Source organism: Rahnella sikkimica (assembly GCF_002951615.1).
Lineage (GTDB): Bacteria > Pseudomonadota > Gammaproteobacteria > Enterobacterales > Enterobacteriaceae > Rahnella > Rahnella sikkimica.
Genome location: NZ_CP019062.1, coordinates 3332157 through 3352237 on the forward strand (window position 1 = coordinate 3332157; position 20081 = coordinate 3352237).

At 53.1% G+C, this 20081-nt stretch carries 10 protein-coding genes and 1 pseudogene; 8 read left to right on the forward strand and 3 right to left on the reverse strand.

The genetic code is table 11. The features are described from left to right. Nucleotides 1-308: 308 nt before the first annotated feature. From BV494_RS15490 to BV494_RS15505, 4 genes are all read left to right on the forward strand, one after another. Nucleotides 309-863, forward strand: a complete 555-nt coding sequence (locus BV494_RS15490; RefSeq protein ID WP_104923649.1) for a fimbrial protein — start codon at nt 309-311, stop codon at nt 861-863. A gap of 93 nt (nt 864-956) precedes the next feature. Further along, the gene (locus tag BV494_RS15495) at nt 957-1643 is read left to right on the forward strand and encodes a fimbrial biogenesis chaperone (RefSeq protein WP_104923650.1); all 687 of its coding nucleotides are present in this window, start codon (nt 957-959) and stop codon (nt 1641-1643) included. A gap of 70 nt (nt 1644-1713) precedes the next feature. Continuing rightward, complete coding sequence (locus tag BV494_RS15500; RefSeq protein ID WP_439958389.1) at nt 1714-4239, forward strand: fimbria/pilus outer membrane usher protein; 2526 nt, start codon at nt 1714-1716, stop codon at nt 4237-4239. Nucleotides 4240-4249: 10 nt separating this feature from the next. Then, a complete protein-coding gene (locus BV494_RS15505; RefSeq protein WP_104923651.1) occupies nt 4250-5341 on the forward strand; it encodes a fimbrial protein in 1092 nt (363 codons plus the stop codon). A 38-nt stretch (nt 5342-5379) separates the two neighbouring features. On the opposite strand, the gene pbpC is transcribed toward BV494_RS15505, so the two are convergent. The 3 genes and pseudogenes from pbpC to BV494_RS15515 all read right to left on the reverse strand — a co-directional run. Further along, nucleotides 5380-7749: a penicillin-binding protein 1C gene (gene pbpC / locus BV494_RS15510; RefSeq protein ID WP_104923652.1), complete on the reverse strand. Its 2370-nt coding sequence runs from the start codon at nt 7747-7749 to the stop codon at nt 5380-5382. Nucleotides 7750-7807: 58 nt separating this feature from the next. Further along, nucleotides 7808-9250 (reverse strand): alpha-2-macroglobulin family protein, encoded by a 1443-nt coding sequence (locus BV494_RS26425; RefSeq protein WP_439958390.1) that lies wholly within the window; start codon nt 9248-9250, stop codon nt 7808-7810. Further along, a pseudogene (locus BV494_RS15515) lies at nt 9241-13825 on the reverse strand (alpha-2-macroglobulin family protein); the annotation flags it as partial. The gene BV494_RS26425 and the pseudogene BV494_RS15515, both read right to left, overlap by 10 nt. A 260-nt stretch (nt 13826-14085) precedes the next feature. On the opposite strand from BV494_RS15515, the gene greB reads away from it, so the two are divergent. The 4 genes from greB (at nt 14086) to feoB (ending at nt 20078) form a co-directional block, all read left to right on the forward strand. Beyond that, nucleotides 14086-14559 (forward strand): transcription elongation factor GreB, encoded by a 474-nt coding sequence (gene greB, locus BV494_RS15520; protein WP_104923654.1) that lies wholly within the window; start codon nt 14086-14088, stop codon nt 14557-14559. A 120-nt stretch (nt 14560-14679) separates the two neighbouring features. Continuing rightward, nucleotides 14680-17013: a Tex family protein gene (locus BV494_RS15525; RefSeq protein WP_104923655.1), complete on the forward strand. Its 2334-nt coding sequence runs from the start codon at nt 14680-14682 to the stop codon at nt 17011-17013. 425 nt (nt 17014-17438) lie between these two features. Further along, nucleotides 17439-17663 (forward strand): ferrous iron transporter A, encoded by a 225-nt coding sequence (feoA, locus tag BV494_RS15530; protein ID WP_104923656.1) that lies wholly within the window; start codon nt 17439-17441, stop codon nt 17661-17663. A gap of 96 nt (nt 17664-17759) precedes the next feature. Then, nucleotides 17760-20078, forward strand: a complete 2319-nt coding sequence (gene feoB, locus BV494_RS15535) for a Fe(2+) transporter permease subunit FeoB (protein ID WP_104923657.1) — start codon at nt 17760-17762, stop codon at nt 20076-20078. Nucleotides 20079-20081 lie beyond the last annotated feature (3 nt).

Sequence of the window (20081 nt, forward strand, 5' to 3'; positions counted from 1 at the left end):
CTGGAATACAATTAAATCGGTTAATTAAACCGAACGCATTAATTATATATTCAGAAAAGATATAGAATGTATGTGAAACCCTGAGAAACTATAAGCAAATTGAATTAAAAACTCACCAACGATCATTCAAGTGAATGCGACTGAACAAATTTAGATCAGCCAGTAACGCCAAAAACTAATGCCTACTATTCAATAAACAAAACAATTGATAGACTCATTTTCCGCGAAAATTCATCAGTGGCATTTCGAAGTTTCTGATAAACTTCGCGGAACTACTTTCAACGTTTTATTTCAGAATGGATGCAACAATGAAAACGACATACAAGCTCATGGTAAGTGGGTTGCTTCTGGCATTAGCCGGGAATAGCTATGCGATTGATGGAAGAATTAACTTTTCTGGCGCGATTATTAAAACTGCATGTGTCATTAACGGGGGGAATGATGTAGATGTTCCTTTGGGGACATATTCCGCAGCGCAATTTCGAGAAATTGGCGATACGTCTCCAAATATCCCTTTCACTCTGCCTTTAGCGAACTGCCCTGTGGCACAAAAAGAGGGTGACCCTCTTCCACATTTCCGTATATGGCTGGAGGCTGAAGCGGTTGATTCAACCCATCCTAACCTCGTGAAACTGGGCAATAGCTTCGGCGATACAATGGCGGACGGCGTAGGTATTCAAATTCTGGATGCCAATACAAAAGCTGTTATGTTGCTGAATACTTTACCGACTATCACCTATGACATTAAAACAGCAACGATGGATGTCAATTTGCTTGCAAACTATCAGTCGTTCAAAGATCCCGATGACATCACTGCCGGTCCGGCAGATGCAAGTGTCAACGTTACCCTCGATTATCGTTAATCTGCTTTGACGCCGGCGGGCTCTGTCACGGAGCCTGCCGGTTTAGTTATTATAAAAAAGAAAGGCATATTCATTACTGGATCGAAAAATCACATGCGTAATTCAATCAATCGAATCATTCAGTTATCTCTTCTGTTTTTCCTTTCTATTCAGCTGAGCTATGGCGGCGGGATTCTTGTGGGTCGCACCCGGGTAATTTATGCCGCTAATAAAAAAGAAGCGTCATTACCTCTTAGCAACAAATCGGAAAGTAAACCGTTTCTGATTCAATCCTGGATTGATAATGGGGATGGGAAGACGCGTGGCCCGTTTGTTGTCACACCTCCACTTTTTAGATTGAATGCCAATGATGAAAACAGCCTTCGTATTTCATATACAGGAGGAGAATTGCCGCAAGACAAAGAATCCATATTTTATATTAATGTTCGCGCTATCCCTTCCACCCCCAAAAATGATGCTAACGAGTTAAGGTTAGTTATTAAGACAAGAATAAAACTTTTTTATCGCCCTGAGAAATTACAAGGAAAATCTTATGATGCCTATAAGCTCCTGACGTTCTCACGCGCTAATGGTCAACTCAACATCACTAACCCTTCGTCTTATTACGTTGTATTCAGTTATCTGACGGTGGGCGATATCGTGCTCAAAGATACAGACATGATTGCACCTGGCAGCCAAATCAACGTGAAACTTCCAGGCGATCTTTCTGGCAATACCGTTGAGTGGAGCGCAATCAATGATTATGGCGGAGACACAACACCTGAAAAGAGAAGTCTGTGATTCTACGACTTTTTAACCCGGCAATTTAACTGCATCAGAAATTTCTTCAGGGAACTCAGTGAAAATGACTATGGATAACTCTCCGAATGCCACAACACGGGGAAACTGCGTTCGTCGGTCGCGTCATATCCTCACATTATTACTGAGCTGTACTTTCCCGATGACGGTTTTGAGTATCGACGCCGCCAGAGCAGAAGAAGTTTATTTCGACCCACAGTTACTTGAACATAACGGGCAACAGGGTGATAACGTAGACCTCTCGATTTTTTCCAAAGGTGATAAAGCGCAGGTGGCGGGTGTTTACGACACGGCTATTTACGTCAACCTTGATAAAGTGCTCCAGCAAGAAATTCGTTATGGTCAGATGCCCGATGGCTCGCTGGCACCGGAGATAACACCCGATTTACTTCGGGCAATGAACGTCAGGGTCGACGCATTTCCCTCTCTGGTAAATCATCAACATGATGCCCCTCTGGATACATTAGCTCGGTATATTCCTGCCGCCGCAGCAAAATTCGATTTTAACCGGATGCGCCTTGATATCAGCATTCCGCAGGCGGCGATGGACCAGAAAGCCAACGGATATGTCGACCCCAAAAAATGGGATGACGGCGTGCCTGTGTTGTTTTCTAACTACGCCTTCTCAGGGTCTCAGCGAAAAAATAAAAACGGCAGCGATGATTCCAGCCAATACCTGAATGTGCAAAACGGATTAAATCTGGGGCCATGGAGGTTGCGTAATTACAGCACCTACAGCAGCAGCGACGGTCAACAAAGCTGGGATGCCATTTCTACTTACGCTCAGCGTGATATCAAAAGCCTTAAATCCCAGTTCCTGATTGGTGAAAGCTCCACACCGGGAGATCTGTTCCCCAGCCTGCAATTTACCGGAGTTCAGCTAGCTTCCGACGACAATATGCTGCCGGACAGCCAGCGAGGTTTTGCACCGACGATCAGAGGAATTGCCAACTCCAACGCCGAAGTCACTATCCGGCAGGATGGATATATCATTTATCAAAGTTATGTTGCGCCCGGTGCATTCGAAATTAACGACCTTTATCCGTCTTCTTACAGCGGCGATCTGGAAGTCACAATCAAAGAGGCCGACGGAACGGAACGCAGGTTTAATCAGCCCTTTTCTTCCGTGCCGGTGATGCAACGTCCGGGACGTCTGAAATACAGTGGCACCGCAGGACGCTACCGTTCAAATAACAATGGCGACAAAGAACCGGACTTCGCGCAAGGCACGGTGATTTACGGTGTCTCGAATGAAATCACCACGTATGCCGGGACATTATTATCACCAGACTATCTTTCCGGAATGGCGGGTGTCGGGTTCAGTTTACTGTCTCTCGGCTCAGTTTCTGTCGATATCACGCAGGCTCAAACCACGCTGGATAACAATAAAAACAGCAGTGGCCAGTCCTATCGTGTTCAGTATTCTAAAAACATCGAGACGACGGACACAAACTTTTCCGTCGCCAGTTACCGTTATTCCACCCGCGGATTCTACGATTTTGATGAAGCGAATCAGGCGCAAGATAACGAAACGCAAGAGGGTCATAAGCGCAGCAAATATCAGGTCAGTGTGAATCAGTCGATGTGGGAAGGCGCAAGTCTGTATGCGTCTGCTTATCAGCAAGACTACTGGCGTGATAGCAATAAAGAGAAAAATATTTCCCTTGGTGTGAACTCTACCCTTTACGGCATCAGCTATAACCTGTCCTATTCCTACAGTCAGTTGGACGGTGAAGATAATGATCAGCAGATAGCGTTGAATATTCGTGTTCCGTTAAGCCGTTGGCTGCCACAAAGTTGGGCGACCTATAATGTGACTCACGATAAAGAAGGTGAAACCCGCCAGCAAGTCGGGCTCAGCGGAACCGCACTGGACGATCATCGTCTTAGTTATTCGCTTCAGCAAAGTCATACCCGGCAAGTCGGAAACGACAGCAGCAATATCAATACTTCCTATCGGTCATCCTACGGCACGCTGAATGCCGGTTATTACTACGACAGCGATTCACAGCAAATCAGTTACGGCGTTGCAGGTGGCGTCGTCGCCCATGCTCATGGCGTTACACTATCCCAACCTCTGGGCGATTCATTTGCCCTAATTGATACCAACGGGGCGAGTGGTGCAAGAGTACAAAACCTGCCTGGCCTCAGGACGGACTGGCGTGGCTACGCAGTCGTCCCTTACCTCACGTCTTATACCGAAAACCGTATCGTTCTCGACACAACGACCCTGCCTGATGACGTGGATGTGACCAACACGTCTGAATTAGTCATTCCCAATAAAGGTGCCATGGTCGTGGCGCATTTCGATGCCCATATAGGCGCTCGCGCCTTAATCAAACTTGTCCGCAATGACGGCACGGCCGTGCCTTTCGGGGCTGTCGCGGTCAGTGAAGATCAATCGCTGGAAAACATCGTCGATGATGGCGGAGTTCTTTATCTCACAGGGATAAAAACTGATGAGCAGGTGGGGTTACATGTGAAGTGGGGGATTGCGGCTAACCAACAATGTAAAGCCAGCATAAATTTGAAACCCGTTGCATCGTCGGTGCAATCCGTCACGGCCTCATGCCTTTAAGGATAAAAACATGAACCTCAGAAAAAGCGTTTTATTTGCACTGACATTAGGTTTTTCAGGTTTCTATGCATTACCTGTGTTAGCAGGCACTGCCACTTGTGATCCCAGGAGTGGTAGTGCGACGGCTTATGAAAATTCTATTTTACGCGACTTGAGTAGCAGCGAAAATGCACGAGGTAGCATTATCAATGAGGCAATGAACAGCAGTCAGCAAAGCTATCAAATTAGCTGCAACTGTTCAGCAGCAGATGCATCAAGCGCGAATGGAGTGCTGATAATGTACACGCTTCAAACCACACTCCCGCTCGGCCATACCACTAACTACTTTAAAATTAATGATCATCTCGACGTAACGACTCAGGTCGCCATCCCTAAAAATGGCAACGTTACAGTTCCTACCAGCAAAGCGGTCAGTGACGGAACGCACCATTGGGACAAAGAAAACACCGGTATCTGTGCACAACAGAGCACACAGGATAACTTGATCACCGGTTCGCAGGGCAATATAGACCTTTATATTACGACACCTTTTATTGGCGAACTCACTATTCCACGAACTGAAATTGCCCGGGTTTATGCCTCTTCGGCAACCGTAACTACAACAGCGCCACCCTTGGGATCGCCTGTAGCTATTTTGTATCTCAGCGGAACCATTACGGTGCCTCAAAACTGTGAGATTAATCAGGGAGAAATTATCTCCGTCAGGTTCGGAACCATTCAGGCCAGCCGTTTCACAAAAATAAACACGCCACCGGACGGTTACCGGCCCATAGCCTTTGATATCAAATATGACTGCACAAAAAACGGCCTACCGGTCATCCCCAACAACGATAAATTAGAGATGATTCTGGAGGGGCAGGACGTTGAGAATCAATATTACCTGATTGCACGCCGCCGCCCTTCAGATAACAAAGCTGATATAGGGATTGTGGTGCAGGATGCCGGTGGAACTTACATGCCCTTTGCGCAAGGTGTTTTACCCATGAATCAGAACGGATTGGGAAAAGTCACCCTGACCGCATTTCCAATAAATCTGGTCGGCGGCGAACTCGATACTGGCGAATTCGAAGCGACGGCTACGCTAAAAGTTGATATCCGCTAAAAAAAACAGGCAGCGTCTTCGCTGCCTGACCTTCTGTCTTAATTCAAAATCTCAATACTGATTAACCGGCTGTCGGCACGGCCGTGGTCGTCGACGGCGCGGATGCGGTATTGCCCGTTGTTGATGGGCCGCCAGTCGATGGCCGATTTGCTGGCAGAGCTGCCGAGATAAATATCATCGACAAACCAGTAGACCGTTTTACTGTCCGCATCCGTCACCGCGTTAAACGAAATCCTGTCGCGCCCTTGCTGCGATTGCCGAAGGGTGTAGACCGTGTTTTTGAGCGGAGACGTAATGCGCGGCGGATTTCCGCTGACGTCCACGCCCTCATCTTTACAGTGATTCACCGGCGGTTTGCGTTTTGGCAGGCCCGCCTGAGCAAACACATTCGCCAGGTCTGACGGCCAGAACTCAAACACTTCCGTGCGGGTTTCGTTTTCTTCATAAGGCGGACACGCGACTTCACTGGTCAGTATATCCAGCCGGACGGGGCGATAAACCGTATCAACCTTGATGGGCGATTTTCCGGGAATAAACCATGTTTTGCCTTTTTGCTGGCACCACGGCGTCGGTAAATCGCCGCTGGCGAGGCAGATATCGACCCGTTTCAGCTGTTTCGGAAACGAATGTCGGGGTTCCTGCAACGCGGGATAACTGGCGTTAATGCTGTCGATGATGTTGAAGAACAGCGGTGCGGCGGCTTCTGCGCCCACAAACACATTGTTGCCTTTGCTGTCGAAATTACCTTCCCAGACCACCAGAACGTACGGCCCGAAAATCCCCACGCTCCAGGCATCGCGGAACCCCCACGACGTGCCGGTTTTCCAGTACACCGGCAACGACGAAGGCTGTTGAGCCAGCGTATCGCCCGGGCGACGGTGCTGACGCAGCATGTCCAGCGTCATAAAGCTGGCTTCCTCACTGAGCAACCTGACCGGCGTCGCAACAGCCGGATCGCCCTTTTGCATCCGCAGCGGTTGCAGCACACCCCGGTTAGCCAGAAGCGCATACAGTTTTGCCAGTTCCTGCATCGTCACTTCACCACCGCCCAGCACCAGCGACAGACCGTAGTGGTTTTCGCTGGACATATCCGCGATGCCGGAAAGCCGCAGAAACTGGTAGAACGTCGGCTGCCGAAGCTGTGAAGCGACGTAAACCGCCGGAATATTGCGGCTGAAGTTCAGGGCGTCCGTAGCCGTCACCGGCCCGAGAAAACGGCGGTCAAAGTTCTCCGGCGCATAAGCCCCGAACGCCGACGGCACATCTTTCAGGATGGTCATCGGATGCAGTACGCCCTGCTCCATGCCCAGCGCGTAAATAAAGGGTTTAAGCGCCGAGCCGGGCGAGCGTTTGGCGTTCGTGCCGTTCACCTGCCCCTGAATACTGCGGTTGTAATAATCCGCCGACCCCACCAGCGCCCGCACGCCCATGTCGCGGGTATCTACCAGCAGGGCGGCGGCATTATGAATACCACGGCTTTCATTACGGGTGATGAAGGCGCTGACCTGTCGCTCAATCAGCCGCTGCAAACCGGCATCCAGCGTGGTATCTACACGGTTATCGGTCTGAACCAGTTGCTGATTTTGCTGGCGAAGCTGTTCGATAAAGTGCGGGGCAATGTACGGCATTTGCTCTGGCTGACGCAGCGCCAGCGGCAGTTTGAACAATGAAATCTGGCTGCTGTCGGTCGCATAATGCGCCTGCCAGCGGACAAAAAGCCGGTTGCGAGCCTGCGTCAGGGCTGCGCCCAGTACGCCGGTTTTAGCGTCGATGCGGTAACTGGGGGATTGCGGCAAAACGGCCAGCGTCAGCGCTTCCGGTAACGTCAGGTCTTTCGGCGCTTTGTTGAAATAAATCAGGCTGGCCGCGCCGATGCTTTCAATATTGCGGCCATAGGGTGCGTAGTTCAGATAGGCTTCGAGGATATCGTGCTTGGAATAACTCAGCTCCAGCTGGACCGCGCGTAAAACCTGCATGATTTTGCCCGACGGCGTGCGGGTATTGAGATGCCAGTGCATCCGCGCCAGCTGCATGGTGATGGTCGAGCCGCCCTGCATTTTTCCGCCCGCGACATAACTGCGCCAGAAACCCCGCGCCAGGCTGAACGGATTGAAACCCGGATTGACGTAAAACCAGCGATCTTCGTGTAACAACAGGCCTTTTACCGCCAGCGGCGAAACCTGTTCCAGCGGCGTCCACACGCGGTAACGGTCGTCATTCGCCAGCGTGATGCGCATCAGCGTACCCTGCCGGTCATAATAGATGGATGAAAAAGGTTGCCCCAGTGAAAGCGGCGGATGCGGCCAGAGGCGGCACGCCAGAAGCAGCAGCGCCAGTAAAAATATCGCCATGGCGATATTTTGCAGAAGGCGTTTGGCTGTTTTGAAAAAAAGAGGAAAGGTGTTCATCTTGCTACTCAGCGTCAGTTACGCCCCGCCAAAACAGCGGGGCGTAGTCTGCGGTCTATTATTTTTTAGCAACCGCCGGTTCGTCTGCCGGGACTACCACCAGTTTTTGATCACTGACGGACAGCGCCTGAACTTCGCGGTCATACATCGCTTCGCCATAGGCCGGCGGGATGATGAAACTGCCGGTGTTGGTGGCTTTGATCTGATACACAAACTCCTGCACATCCGTGCTGGCGCTGCCGTAAATCACCACGCGATCTTCGCGAATATCGCTGTAATCCGGTGCCCACGTCGAACCGGAGGCTGCCAGCGGTGACTGCCAGGATGCGGAAGCCGCTGCATCACTGTTTTCATCGCTGCTGTCAGATTCCGGTTCCGGTGCCGTTTGCTGCACCACTTCAAATCCGCCCGGCAGTAAATCGACAATCGCCAGATTATCCTGCCCTTCTTTCGAATTGGCGCGGATTTTCAGGTGTACGTTGATTTTCTGCCCCAGCGTAATTTGCGTGACCGGTTTACCCTGCTCATCGGTGTAATCACGGGTAATTTCCAGCCCGCGCGAAATGGCTTTCTTCGGCGCGGCCAGGTCATAACCGGCCTGCGTCACCACGTACCACGCCGGTGCGTCGTTACCATTTTCCACGCGCAATGCCTTCGCATCGGCGGTGAAACTGGCTTTCGCAAACAGCCCCTGAACGCTGGAAATCAGCTGCGGTTCAACATTTTTGGTTTTGCTGATCTGCGTGATTTTCAGCGCGTCCGGTGCCGTGGCCTGCGCCGCAACCTGTGCGGAATAACTCTCCAGCGCCAGAATGCTCATTGCTGAAGAATAGGTGGTGTAACGCTCCTCTTTCAGCGATTTGACCATGTTTTCCAGCACCTGCGGCGGAATGGCAGACACTTTTTCCGGGAAGTGACGGGTGATGAGATACAAACGCGTCGCGTCCTGAACCAGCGGGTCAAAATAACTCTGCGTCCACCAGGCTTTGTCATACGCCTTACTCAGCTGCTTCCACGTTGGCTGCAACAGGGTATTGGCTTCATCATCCATTTTCAGCATGCGGTAGGACGATGCCAGATACAGCGCGCTGAGATCGGTCTTCCAGGTGTCCGGATAGCGTTGTTGCAACGTATCCTGCACCGACGCCAGTGAACTGGTGGTGATTTCGCCCTGACGTGTCAGCAGATACACCGCCCAGGCACGCAGACGCAGGGTGTACAAATCATCACTCTGATTTGCCGCCAGCTCGCGCAGTGCCGCATTGGCTTCATTGAGCATACCGGCCGGTAACGCAACGCCTGCGGCTTTGGCTTCCAGCAGATATTGCACCACGTACGGCGTGACGAACGGATCGGTTTGCGGCGACGAACGCCACAGGCCAATCGCGCCGCTGTCGTTCTGACGCGAACGCAGGATCGCCAGCATGTCTTTCAGTTTTTTGCTGGTTTCCGCCTGACTCAGCGAACCTTTCATTTCCGGATGCAGACCTTCGAGGATCATCGGAATCGAACGGCTGACAATCTGCTCAGAACAGTAATACGGATAATCCGCCAGATACTGTGAAAGCCCGTTGGTCAGCACCAGCGGCGAGTTGGAAACCGCGGCTTTGCGCACCGCGTAGGCATCAAACATCTGACGGAGGTTATCGACGGTCTGGCTGCTGCCGCTCATGCGCCCCATCACAGACTGCGTGCGGAACGGCATGGCCGGGCGTACCGACGTGCTGATGGTGCGTCGGCTGGTTTTATCGCCATATGTCGCTTCAAAGACCAGCGGCGCATCGCCCGGCAAGGCTTTGGCGCGCAGGCGGAAATTAATCACGCCTTCACGTTTTTCAGCCAGCGACAGGTTCTGATCCGCTTTACCGACCACTTCCAGCTGCGGCGGCACCGCAAGATGCACGGCGATGGCCACGCTCTTGCCGTTCAGCCCTTCGAGGTTATTGCTCACGCCGACGCTGACATCAAACTCATCGCCCGGCGCGACCATAGCCGGCACGTTTGGCGTCATGATGAAGTTATCGCGCACGGTCGCCGAGGTCTGCGCTTTGCCGATTTTGTCCGGTGTGACGGAAATCGCCATCACGCGGATTTTACCGTTAAAGTAATCCGGCACCTGATAATCAAACTGCTTCTCGCCGTTCACTTCGGTAATGCCCGACCAGTACGCCACCGGTTTGTCGCGTTTGCGTTTGAACGGATTGACGTTCAGATCCAGCCCTTCGCCGCCGTCACCGCCCGGTGCTGCCGCCAGCTGCATCAGCTTGCTGAACTCCGGCAGGATCAGGTCGAGGATTTGCGAACTTTCCACGCCCAGCTCGCGCTTGCGGAAGAAATATTCCAGCGGATCTTTCAGGCGATAGCGCGCAACCTGCAAAATACCTTCGTCCACGGCAAACAGCGCAACCTGCTGCGGGCCATCGGTCATGACAGTCATCGCCAGGTTTTCACCCGGCTTAATGACTTCCGGCGCATCCACTTCCAGAGTGTTCTGGCGCGCTTTGGTGCTGATCTTAAACGGCATCACGCCGTAACTCAGCGGGCTCATAAAGATTTCATTGGAATTCACATCACGCACAAACTGCACGTTGATGTAGCCGTTGCCTTCCATTCCGGCAGGCACGCGGATTTTCTGCACGGAACTGGTGGTATCCGTGTGGAACCATTGCCAGCTGTAGACTTTGTCTTTCTCGATGGTGATCAGCCCGCTGCCGGTATAAGGCGCGTTGATGGACACCTCGATTTCCTCACCCGGCTGATATTCCGCCTGATTGAGTTTCAGCTTCAGCTCGGCGTTGCGATCCAGCGAACGGCTGAGGTTGGCGTTGCCCGCGACGGTATACGCAATGCGGTTAAGCACTTTGCCCTGCGCGTCTTCCACCACCAGCACGAAATCACCCGGTTTGTCGGTCGTCAGCGTCAGATCGTTGCCCTGCGCGGTGAGCGAAAGCGGTTGTTCTGAAAGCTGCACTTCCTTCATTTTCGACTGATATTTATAAACACCGGAATCCTGCTTGGTCAGAACCGAAATGTATTTCTGTTCAATCAGCGCCACTTTCAGCGCAGGCAGGGCAATCTGCTTCAGGGTCGGATCAACGGCAATCACGTTCAGATGACGAACCGCGCCGCGGTTGATGTACCCCAAGTCCCCGTCCGGTTTCACGCCTATCAAATAATCATAAGGCGAAACCAGAACCCGTGCGGTCGCAGAGACTGAACGCCCGCCACCGGCCACAAAGGCTTCTGACAACAGTTGCAGCTGATACGTCGCATCGGCATACGATTTCAGATCCAGCGGAATATTCGCCGTGCCTTTCTCGTCGGTCGTGCGGTCTTCCAGATTGGTTTCGAACCCGTCGCTGTTCTGGCGATTCTCGTAGAACGCATAGTCCGGGAACGCGTCGAAGCTCGGATACATCGGGCGCAGCGTCAGTTTCGACGTCACGCGGCGATCCTGCGCTGGCGTACCAAACAGGTTTTGCACGTCGATATTGGCCTGCAATTCCGTCGGTTTCACCCAGCCCTGCTTACGTTCCGGCGTCAGTTGCAGCTTCACTTTCAGCTGATCCGGCTCGAACTCTTTCACGTTGACCGAGGTGTGGCCCAGCAGCACGGAAGATTCGTTGTCTTTGCCGATCAGGTACAGATAGACGTTCCATTCACCGGTCGGTGAATTGTCGTCGGTGGTATAACTCAGCTCATTAAAACCGCTGGCACCGAGCGTCAGCGGAACTGTGCTCATCAGCTTGTCGCGCGGGTCATGGATTTCAGCACGTACCGGAACACCGGCTAAGCCCATGCTCCAGTCCGCTGCGCGGGTGATCAGACCAATGTTGAAAGTATCGCCAGGACGATAAACGCCGCGATCGGAGAACAGATAACTGTTCAGCGTGCGCGGGTCGTTCGGGGTGATTTCACCGTCGACATCGAACCGTGAGAAGTCGAGCCCGCGGTCATTATTCCGGTCGGCAGGCAGGAACGACACATCGCCCTCTTTTTCGACCAGGAACATCACCGGTTGCCGCTCGCTGGTGTAAACATCCAGCGCAGGGAAACGCACATGTCCGTCAGCGCCGGTGGTTTGTGTCAGCAGCGTGACGCCGTTTTTCGCGATAACCGACACTTTGGCGTTGCTGACCGGCGTACCGCTGTGAATTGACTGCACAAATACGTCGCGGGTTTTATCCTGCGAACGTTTGGCAATAATCCCCAGATCGGTGACCACCACAAAGCGCGAATCGCCGACCGGCGCGTCGTCTCCGCTCTGATCGTCATCCTGATACTGATAACCGTCGTCATCGGTCGCCGGTTTTTCTTCTTTCTTCTTCGGATCCCATTCCGACAGCGTCAGCAGGAATACGCCGCGATGCGAACTCGGATCGGTGGACAGATAACGGGAAAGATCGACGCCCTGATAATTCACTTCACCCGGCTTGTCGTTATTCACCGCCGTCTGATATTTGAAATGCTCGGTAAAATATTCGTCATTCAGACGGTTAAATTCCGCCGACGAATATTCACGGCTTTTAAATGACACGATGTGTTGCAACTGACTTGGGATTACGCGTTTGATGTCCAGACGCATTCCCGGCACGTTACGCGCGGCCACGCTGATTTGTTTGTCACCGTTCACCGACAGCAGCGAACCCTGCGACATAAATTGCAGAGACTTTGGATAATCCGGGACTTCAACAATGCGGTAGACTTTTTTCGGCATTTTATAACCGCCGGAAGACGTCAGCACATTGTCGATTTCCACCAGCATGGCGCGGTGCGCGGGCGCATCAAAGCGGAAACTGAACTGCGGCTGATAGTCGCTTTCGGCTTCGTTCAGCTGAATATTCAGCGGCGTGGATTGAGCCAGCACATTATTTTCAACGCTCTGCACATCCCAGCTGGCGTAATCGTCCGGGCCGGTTGCGGCGTCTGAATCGTTCGGATCGTGCTGCGGCAGCAGCCAGACTTTCACGGCGCGGCGGATATCTTTATCTTTCACCGCATCGCTGAACCCGATGATCAGCGCACGCTGACCTTTCGCACCGTCGGCATCGACCACCTGCGCGCTGGCGTCATTCACGGCCAGGCTGTAAAGCGTTGGCACGGAAACCCAGACGTTACGCGCCTGCGTGGTTGCATTTGATGCCACCGACGCCTTCACGCCCTCGCCTATCGTCATGTGAACAGAACCGCCGTGATCGAGTGATTTCAGCGGTTCGGAATGCACCCACGCATTGAGTTTTTTCTGGTCGTAGACCACGGAATAATTGAGTTTGGATTCCGTTTTGGCTTTCCCTTCGGTCAGGCCGAGAGAGATTTGTTTCTCAAAACTGGCCACATCCACCGGCGCATTGAATTTGACGTTAAAAATCGCGCTGCGTTTTTGTGGATCCTGCGGGTCCTGATAATACTCGGCGGTGCCCGACTGATAATCGAAGGCTGGCGCGGTAAATTCGTAACGCGTGGTCGCCAGTTTGATTTGCGGTGCGAGTAAAACGTCCGGCGTGAAATTCACTTCGTATTTCGTGCCCATCGGCAGCGGATTTTTCGGCGTGAAGACCAGCGTATAACCGCTGACCCATTTCCATTCGCCTTCGGTAGCCGGTTTGAGCGTAATGCCTTTTTCGACCACTTTGCCGACATCTGTCAGCGGTGCCGCAGAATTTCTGAAATTAAATATGGCCTGCTGAGGCGCAGGTTTTTGCGCGGCATAATTAATCGCTTCCGGGTTACTGACCCGCACGCTGGTTTCCTGATACACCATCGGCGCAGGCTCAATCGGCTGCGGCCGGTTTAACCACCAGTGCCAGCCATAAACGCCCGCGCCTGCTGCACACAGCAGCACCAGAATCGCCAGACTGATGGCTTTCGGGTGTTTATCGACGCCGCTTTCCAGGCGCGTAAATCCGCGCTTCAGCCAGCCGGACATTGCCGTCCACCAGACCGGCGCACGCCAGTCGATATTGCCGACAACAGGTTTAATGACGCGCCCGAGCAGACTTAAAAGAAAAGCCAGCGCGCGGAGAACGCCTTTTATCAATGTAAAAGGCAAACGAAGTAAGAATCTGAGTAAATCCATTTGTAGCTGTACCCCTAATCCCTATGACCCATAATCTGAAATGATATTTAAGAAAAATATTTTGAAATTCAGAATATTGCGAAAGTTGTTACTGAATATAATATTCGCAAGAAGCGCGGCGAAGGATAATAACTATCCGACTAAAAAGCCATCAGATAAAGCGTAGCAGCCGGACAGTTTTTTTGACCAATTTCTGCACTGCCCGCAACGCCATTGTGTGAAACAATGGCGAAAGAATTTTAAAGACAGTGGCAGAGGATATGAAGACCAAACTGATTACCCGCGAAGGCTACGACAAACTCAAAGCTGAGCTGGATTTCCTGTGGCGCGAAGAGCGTCCGGAAGTCACCAAAAAGGTCACCTGGGCCGCCAGTCTGGGCGACCGCAGTGAAAACGCCGATTACCAGTACAACAAAAAACGCCTGCGCGAGATCGACCGCCGCATCCGCTATCTGACCAAATGCATGGAACAACTGCGCATCGTCGATTACTCACCGCAACAGGACGGCAAAGTATTCTTTGGCGCGTGGGTGGAAGTAGAAAACGACGACGGCGACATCAAACGTTTCCGCATCGTCGGTTATGACGAAATCTTTGGCCGCAAAGACTACATTTCTATCGACTCCCCGATGGCGCGCGCGCTGCTGAAAAAGGAAGTCGGCGACAGTCTGGTGGTGACCACACCGATCGGCGATGCGACGTGGTACGTCAATGAAATCGACTACGGCAAATAATCAGATAACGCCCAAAACGTGAGGCACATCGTCCCGACGGCTGGCATTTTCAGTCTTCAAATCGTATAACGGTGCCCTGTATTTACGTCACTCACTAACGAAAAAACTGATACCCGACCTATGAATGATCAACTGAGCCGCATTATCGCAAGTGAATTGCAGGTTCGCCCGGAGCAGGTTGCTTCCGTGGTGCGTCTGCTGGATGAAGGTAATACCGTGCCCTTTATTGCGCGGTATCGTAAGGAAGTCACCGGTGGGTTGGATGATACCCAGTTGCGTCAGTTAGACACACGTCTGGGCTATTTGCGTGAGCTGGAAGACCGCCGCCAGACCATCCTCAAATCCATCGAGGATCAGGGCAAACTGAGCGACGATCTGGCTAAAGCCATTAACACCACGCTGAGCAAAACCGAGCTGGAAGACCTTTATCTGCCGTTTAAACCCAAGCGCCGTACGCGCGGGCAGATTGCGATTGAAGCAGGCCTTGAGCCGCTGGCCGATCTGCTGTGGAATGAACCGCAGAACGAGCCGGAAACCACCGCCGCTAAATTTGTCGATGCCGAAAAAGGCGTCGCCGATACCAAAGCCGCGCTCGATGGCGCACGCTACATTCTGATGGAACGCTTCGCCGAAGATGCGTCGCTGCTGGCGAAAGTCCGTGATTATCTCTGGAAAAATGCCCATCTGACCTCCCGTATGGTCGAGGGCAAAGAGCAGGAAGGCGCGAAATTCCGCGATTATTTCGATCACCATGAACCGATTTCTCAGGTGCCTTCTCACCGCGCGCTGGCGATGTTCCGCGGCCGTAACGAAGGCGTGCTGCAACTGGCGCTGAATGCCGATCCGCAACACGATGAACCGCCAAAAGAAAGCTACGCCGAACAGCTGATTATCGACCATCTGGGCCTGCGTCTGAACAACGCCCCGGCCGACGTCTGGCGTCGCGCGGTGGTGAACTGGACGTGGCGCATCAAAGTGCTGCTGCACCTCGAAACCGAGCTGATGGGCACCGTGCGTGAACGTGCCGAAGACGAAGCGATTAACGTTTTTGCCCGCAACATGCACGATTTGCTGATGGCCGCACCGGCCGGAATGCGCGCTACCATGGGCCTCGATCCGGGTCTGCGCACCGGCGTAAAAGTCGCCGTTGTGGATAACACCGGCAAACTGGTGGATATCGACACAGTTTATCCCCATACCGGTCAGGCGGCGAAAGCGGCACAACAGGTTGCCGCGCTGTGCATCAAACATAACGTTGAGCTCGTGGCGATCGGCAACGGCACCGCTTCCCGCGAGACCGAACGTTTCTTCCTTGATCTGCAAAAACAATTCCCGAAAGTGATTGCGCAGAAAGTGATCGTCAGCGAGGCGGGCGCGTCCGTCTATTCCGCTTCCGAACTGGCCGCGCTGGAATTCCCGGATCTGGACGTGTCGATTCGCGGCGCAGTGTCCATTGCCCGCCGTTTGCAGGATCCGCTGGCCGAGCTGGTGAAAATCGACCCGAAATCCATCGGTGTCGGCCAGTACCAGCACGACGTCAGCCAGAGTTTGCTGGCGAAGAAACTCGACACCGTGGTCGAAGACTGCGTGAACGCAGTGGGTGTGGATCTGAACACCGCATCGGTTCCGCTGCTGACCCGCGTCGCAGGCCTGAGCCGTATGATGGCGCAGAATATTGTGAACTGGCGCGACGAAAACGGGCAGTTCCGCAACCGCGAACAACTCCTGAAAGTCAGCCGTCTGGGGCCAAAAGCCTTTGAACAGTGCGCGGGCTTCCTGCGTATCAATCACGGCGATAACCCGCTCGATGCCTCAACGGTTCACCCGGAAACCTATCCGGTTGTCGAACGCATTCTGGCCGCCACGCAACTGGCGCTGAAAGAGCTGATGGGCGATTCCAATGCGCTGCGCGGCCTGAAAGTCAGCGAATTCACTGACGACAAATTCGGTGTGCCGACGGTTACCGACATCATCAAAGAGCTGGAAAAACCGGGGCACGATCCGCGTCCTGAGTTCAAAACCGCGACCTTTGCGGATGGTGTGGAAACCATGAATGACCTGATGCCGGGCATGATCCTCGAAGGTTCGGTCACCAACGTCACCAACTTCGGTGCGTTCGTGGATATCGGCGTTCATCAGGACGGGCTGGTGCACATTTCTTCTCTGGCGAACAAATTCGTCGAAGATCCGCACACCGTGGTGAAAGCCGGCGATATCGTGAAAGTCAAAGTGATGGAAGTCGATTTGCAGCGCAAACGTATTGCCCTGACCATGCGTCTGGACGAACAACCGGGTGAAGCCCCGGCTCGGCGTTCCTCTGCACCGGCGTCCGGCAATAACCGCGATGCGCAAAAACGTCCTGCGACCAGCAAACCGGCAGGCCGCAATGCGGCTCCGGCCGGGAATAATGCGATGGCCGATGCCCTCGCTGCCGCAATGGGTAAAAAACGCTAATTTTTTCGTTTTCACCTTTCAAACGAAAGCCGCTGATAATCAGCGGCTTTTTTTATGTACTTTTTTTCGACACTTTTTAAACACAGTCCTAATGAATCAATCACTGAGGTAAATCAATAAAACAGGTACCCCACAGGCATAGCATAGTCCCGCGGTGGAGATACCCGTGAAGAGGTTTACCTCTTTTCTTTTGTCTCTTCACGCGTACTAATTATGATAACTATTTTCGTTTGTACTTCTTTGCGTATTCAATACGCCGTCAGTTTCAGGCTGATAACTTCGCACCAGGGACAATTTCTGAGCAATACTTTTTGCCACACTAATCGCAGTTAAGTGGGAACACCGGGCAAGAAAGCGCGGCACTGCAGGACTTTTACTCTCCTGCCGCCGTCTCCCTATTTACCGGATCGCTTCGCGAGGAAACTATGCAACTTAAATCAAAATGTGCTTATAAAATCACCGGCTTTTCCCATGAGATTAGCCCGGCCTACCGCCAGAAACTGCTCTCACTGGGCATGCTGCCGGGATCATTCTTCAATATCATCCGCGTCGCACCGATGGGTGACCCGGTACAAATCGAAACCCGCCGCACCAGCCTTGTGGTCAGAAAGAAAGACCTCGACCTGCTCATGCTAGAGATGATGGCCTGATCTTCAGCATCATGCCGCGTAGTCATGTTGACCTTTTTTTGGGCGGGCCGCTTTGACTCCCCGCGTTTTCCCTTTCTCACACGTAGACCTTAACGTATGAAACCATTAACTATCGGCCTGATTGGTAACCCCAACTCAGGTAAAACGACGCTTTTTAATCAGCTGACCGGTTCCCGCCAGCGCGTCGGCAACTGGGCTGGCGTGACCGTTGAACGCAAAGAAGGCCACTTCTCTACAGAAGAACATCGGATTACGCTGGTGGATTTGCCAGGGACGTATTCCCTGACCACGATTTCCGAGCAAACCTCGCTCGATGAACAAATTGCCTGCCATTACATTCTGAGCGGCGACGCTGATCTGATGATCAACGTGGTTGATGCCTCGAACCTTGAACGCAACCTGTATCTGACCTTGCAACTGCTTGAGCTTGGCGTTCCGTGCATCGTCGCGCTCAACATGCTCGACATCGCCAAAATCCAGAACATCAACATTGATATCCCTGCGTTGTCTGCCCGTCTGGGTTGCCCGGTCATCGCGCTGGTTTCCACCCGCGCCAGCGGTATTAAAGAACTGAAAGCCGCCATCGATACCCTTCCGCAGGTCGAAAAACTCGAACGCGTGACCTACCATCCGGTTCTGCAACAGGAAGTGGACGTGCTGGCCGCTGCCATGCCGGAAAACATGGCGATGCAGCAACGCCGCTGGCTGGCGCTGCAAATCCTTGAAGGGGATATTTACAGCCAGACTCACGCGGGCAGCGCGCAGGCGTTATTGCCGGAAGTGAAAGCGCGTCTGGCGCAGCAAAACCTGACCGACCCTGCCCTGCTGATTGCCGATGCGCGCTATCAGAGCATTGCGTCGCTTTGCGCGGCGGTCAGTAATTCACACCTCACCGCGCCTAATAAACTGACGCAAGTGCTGGATCGGGTGATCCTCAACCGCTTCCTCGGTGTGCCGATTTTCCTGCTGGTGATGTACCTGATGTTCGTACTGGCGATCAACATCGGCGGCGCACTTCAGCCGATTTTTGATATCGGCTCTGCGGCCATTTTCATTCAGGGCGTGCAGTGGATTGGCTTTACGCTGCACTTCCCGCAGTGGCTGACGATTTTCCTTGCGCAGGGTATTGGCGGCGGGATTAACACTGTTCTGCCACTGGTTCCGCAAATCGGCATGATGTACCTGTTCCTCTCTTTCCTTGAGGATTCCGGTTACATGGCGCGCGCCGCATTTGTGATGGATCGCCTGATGCAATCGCTCGGTCTGCCGGGTAAATCTTTCGTGCCACTGATTGTCGGTTTCGGCTGTAACGTGCCGTCGATTATGGGTGCCCGCACGCTGGATGCCCCGCGTGAACGGCTGATCACCGTCATGATGGCACCGTTTATGTCCTGCGGTGCGCGTCTGGCGATTTTCGCCGTATTCTCCGCCGCCTTCTTCGGGCAGGACGGCGCGTCCATCGTCTTCTCGCTGTATCTGCTGGGTATTGTGGTCGCGATCCTGACCGGGCTTTTGCTGAAATACACCATCATGCGCGGCGAAGCGTCTCCGTTTGTGATGGAACTGCCGGTGTATCACGTTCCGCATCTGAAAAGCCTGCTGCTGCAAACCTGGCAGCGTCTGAAAGGTTTCGTGCTGCGTGCCGGTAAAGTCATCGTCATCGCCAGTATTTTCATCGGTGCGCTGAACAGCTTTTCCTTCAGCGGTCAGGCGGTCGATAACATTAATGACTCCGCGCTGGCGTCGGTGAGTAAAGTGCTGACACCGGTGCTTATCCCGATGGGCGTTCATCCTGATAACTGGCAGGCCACCGTCGGGCTGGTCACCGGTGCGATGGCGAAAGAAGTGGTCGTCGGGACCCTGAATACCCTGTACACCGCCGAACACATCACTAATGAAGAGTTTGATGCCGCGAATTTCAACCTGTTAGGCGAACTTAACGGCGCAGTCCACCAGACCTGGCAGGGCCTGAAAGACACCTTCAGCATCAGCGTGCTTTCTAACCCGATTGAAGCCAGCAAGGGCGACAGCGAAATGGGCGTCAGCTCAATGGGCGTGATGAGCACGAAGTTTGGCTCAGCAATTTCTGCTTACAGCTACCTGATTTTCGTGCTGCTTTACGTGCCTTGTGTTTCCGTGATGGGCGCAATCGCCCGCGAAACCAGCCGCAGCTGGATGACGTTCTCCATCTTCTGGGGGCTGAATGTCGCCTACTCGCTGGCTACGCTGTTCTATCAGGCGGCGACGTTCAGCGATCATCCGGGACAGAGCGCGCTTATTATTCTTATCGTGCTGATCTTCAACGCTGTGGTGCTCACCGGCCTGCGTAAAGCGCGCAGCCGGGTCAGCGTTCACCTGCAACCGCGCAATGTCGCAGCCTGCTGTGAACCCGCTACCGGCAGCGATTGCCACTAGGAG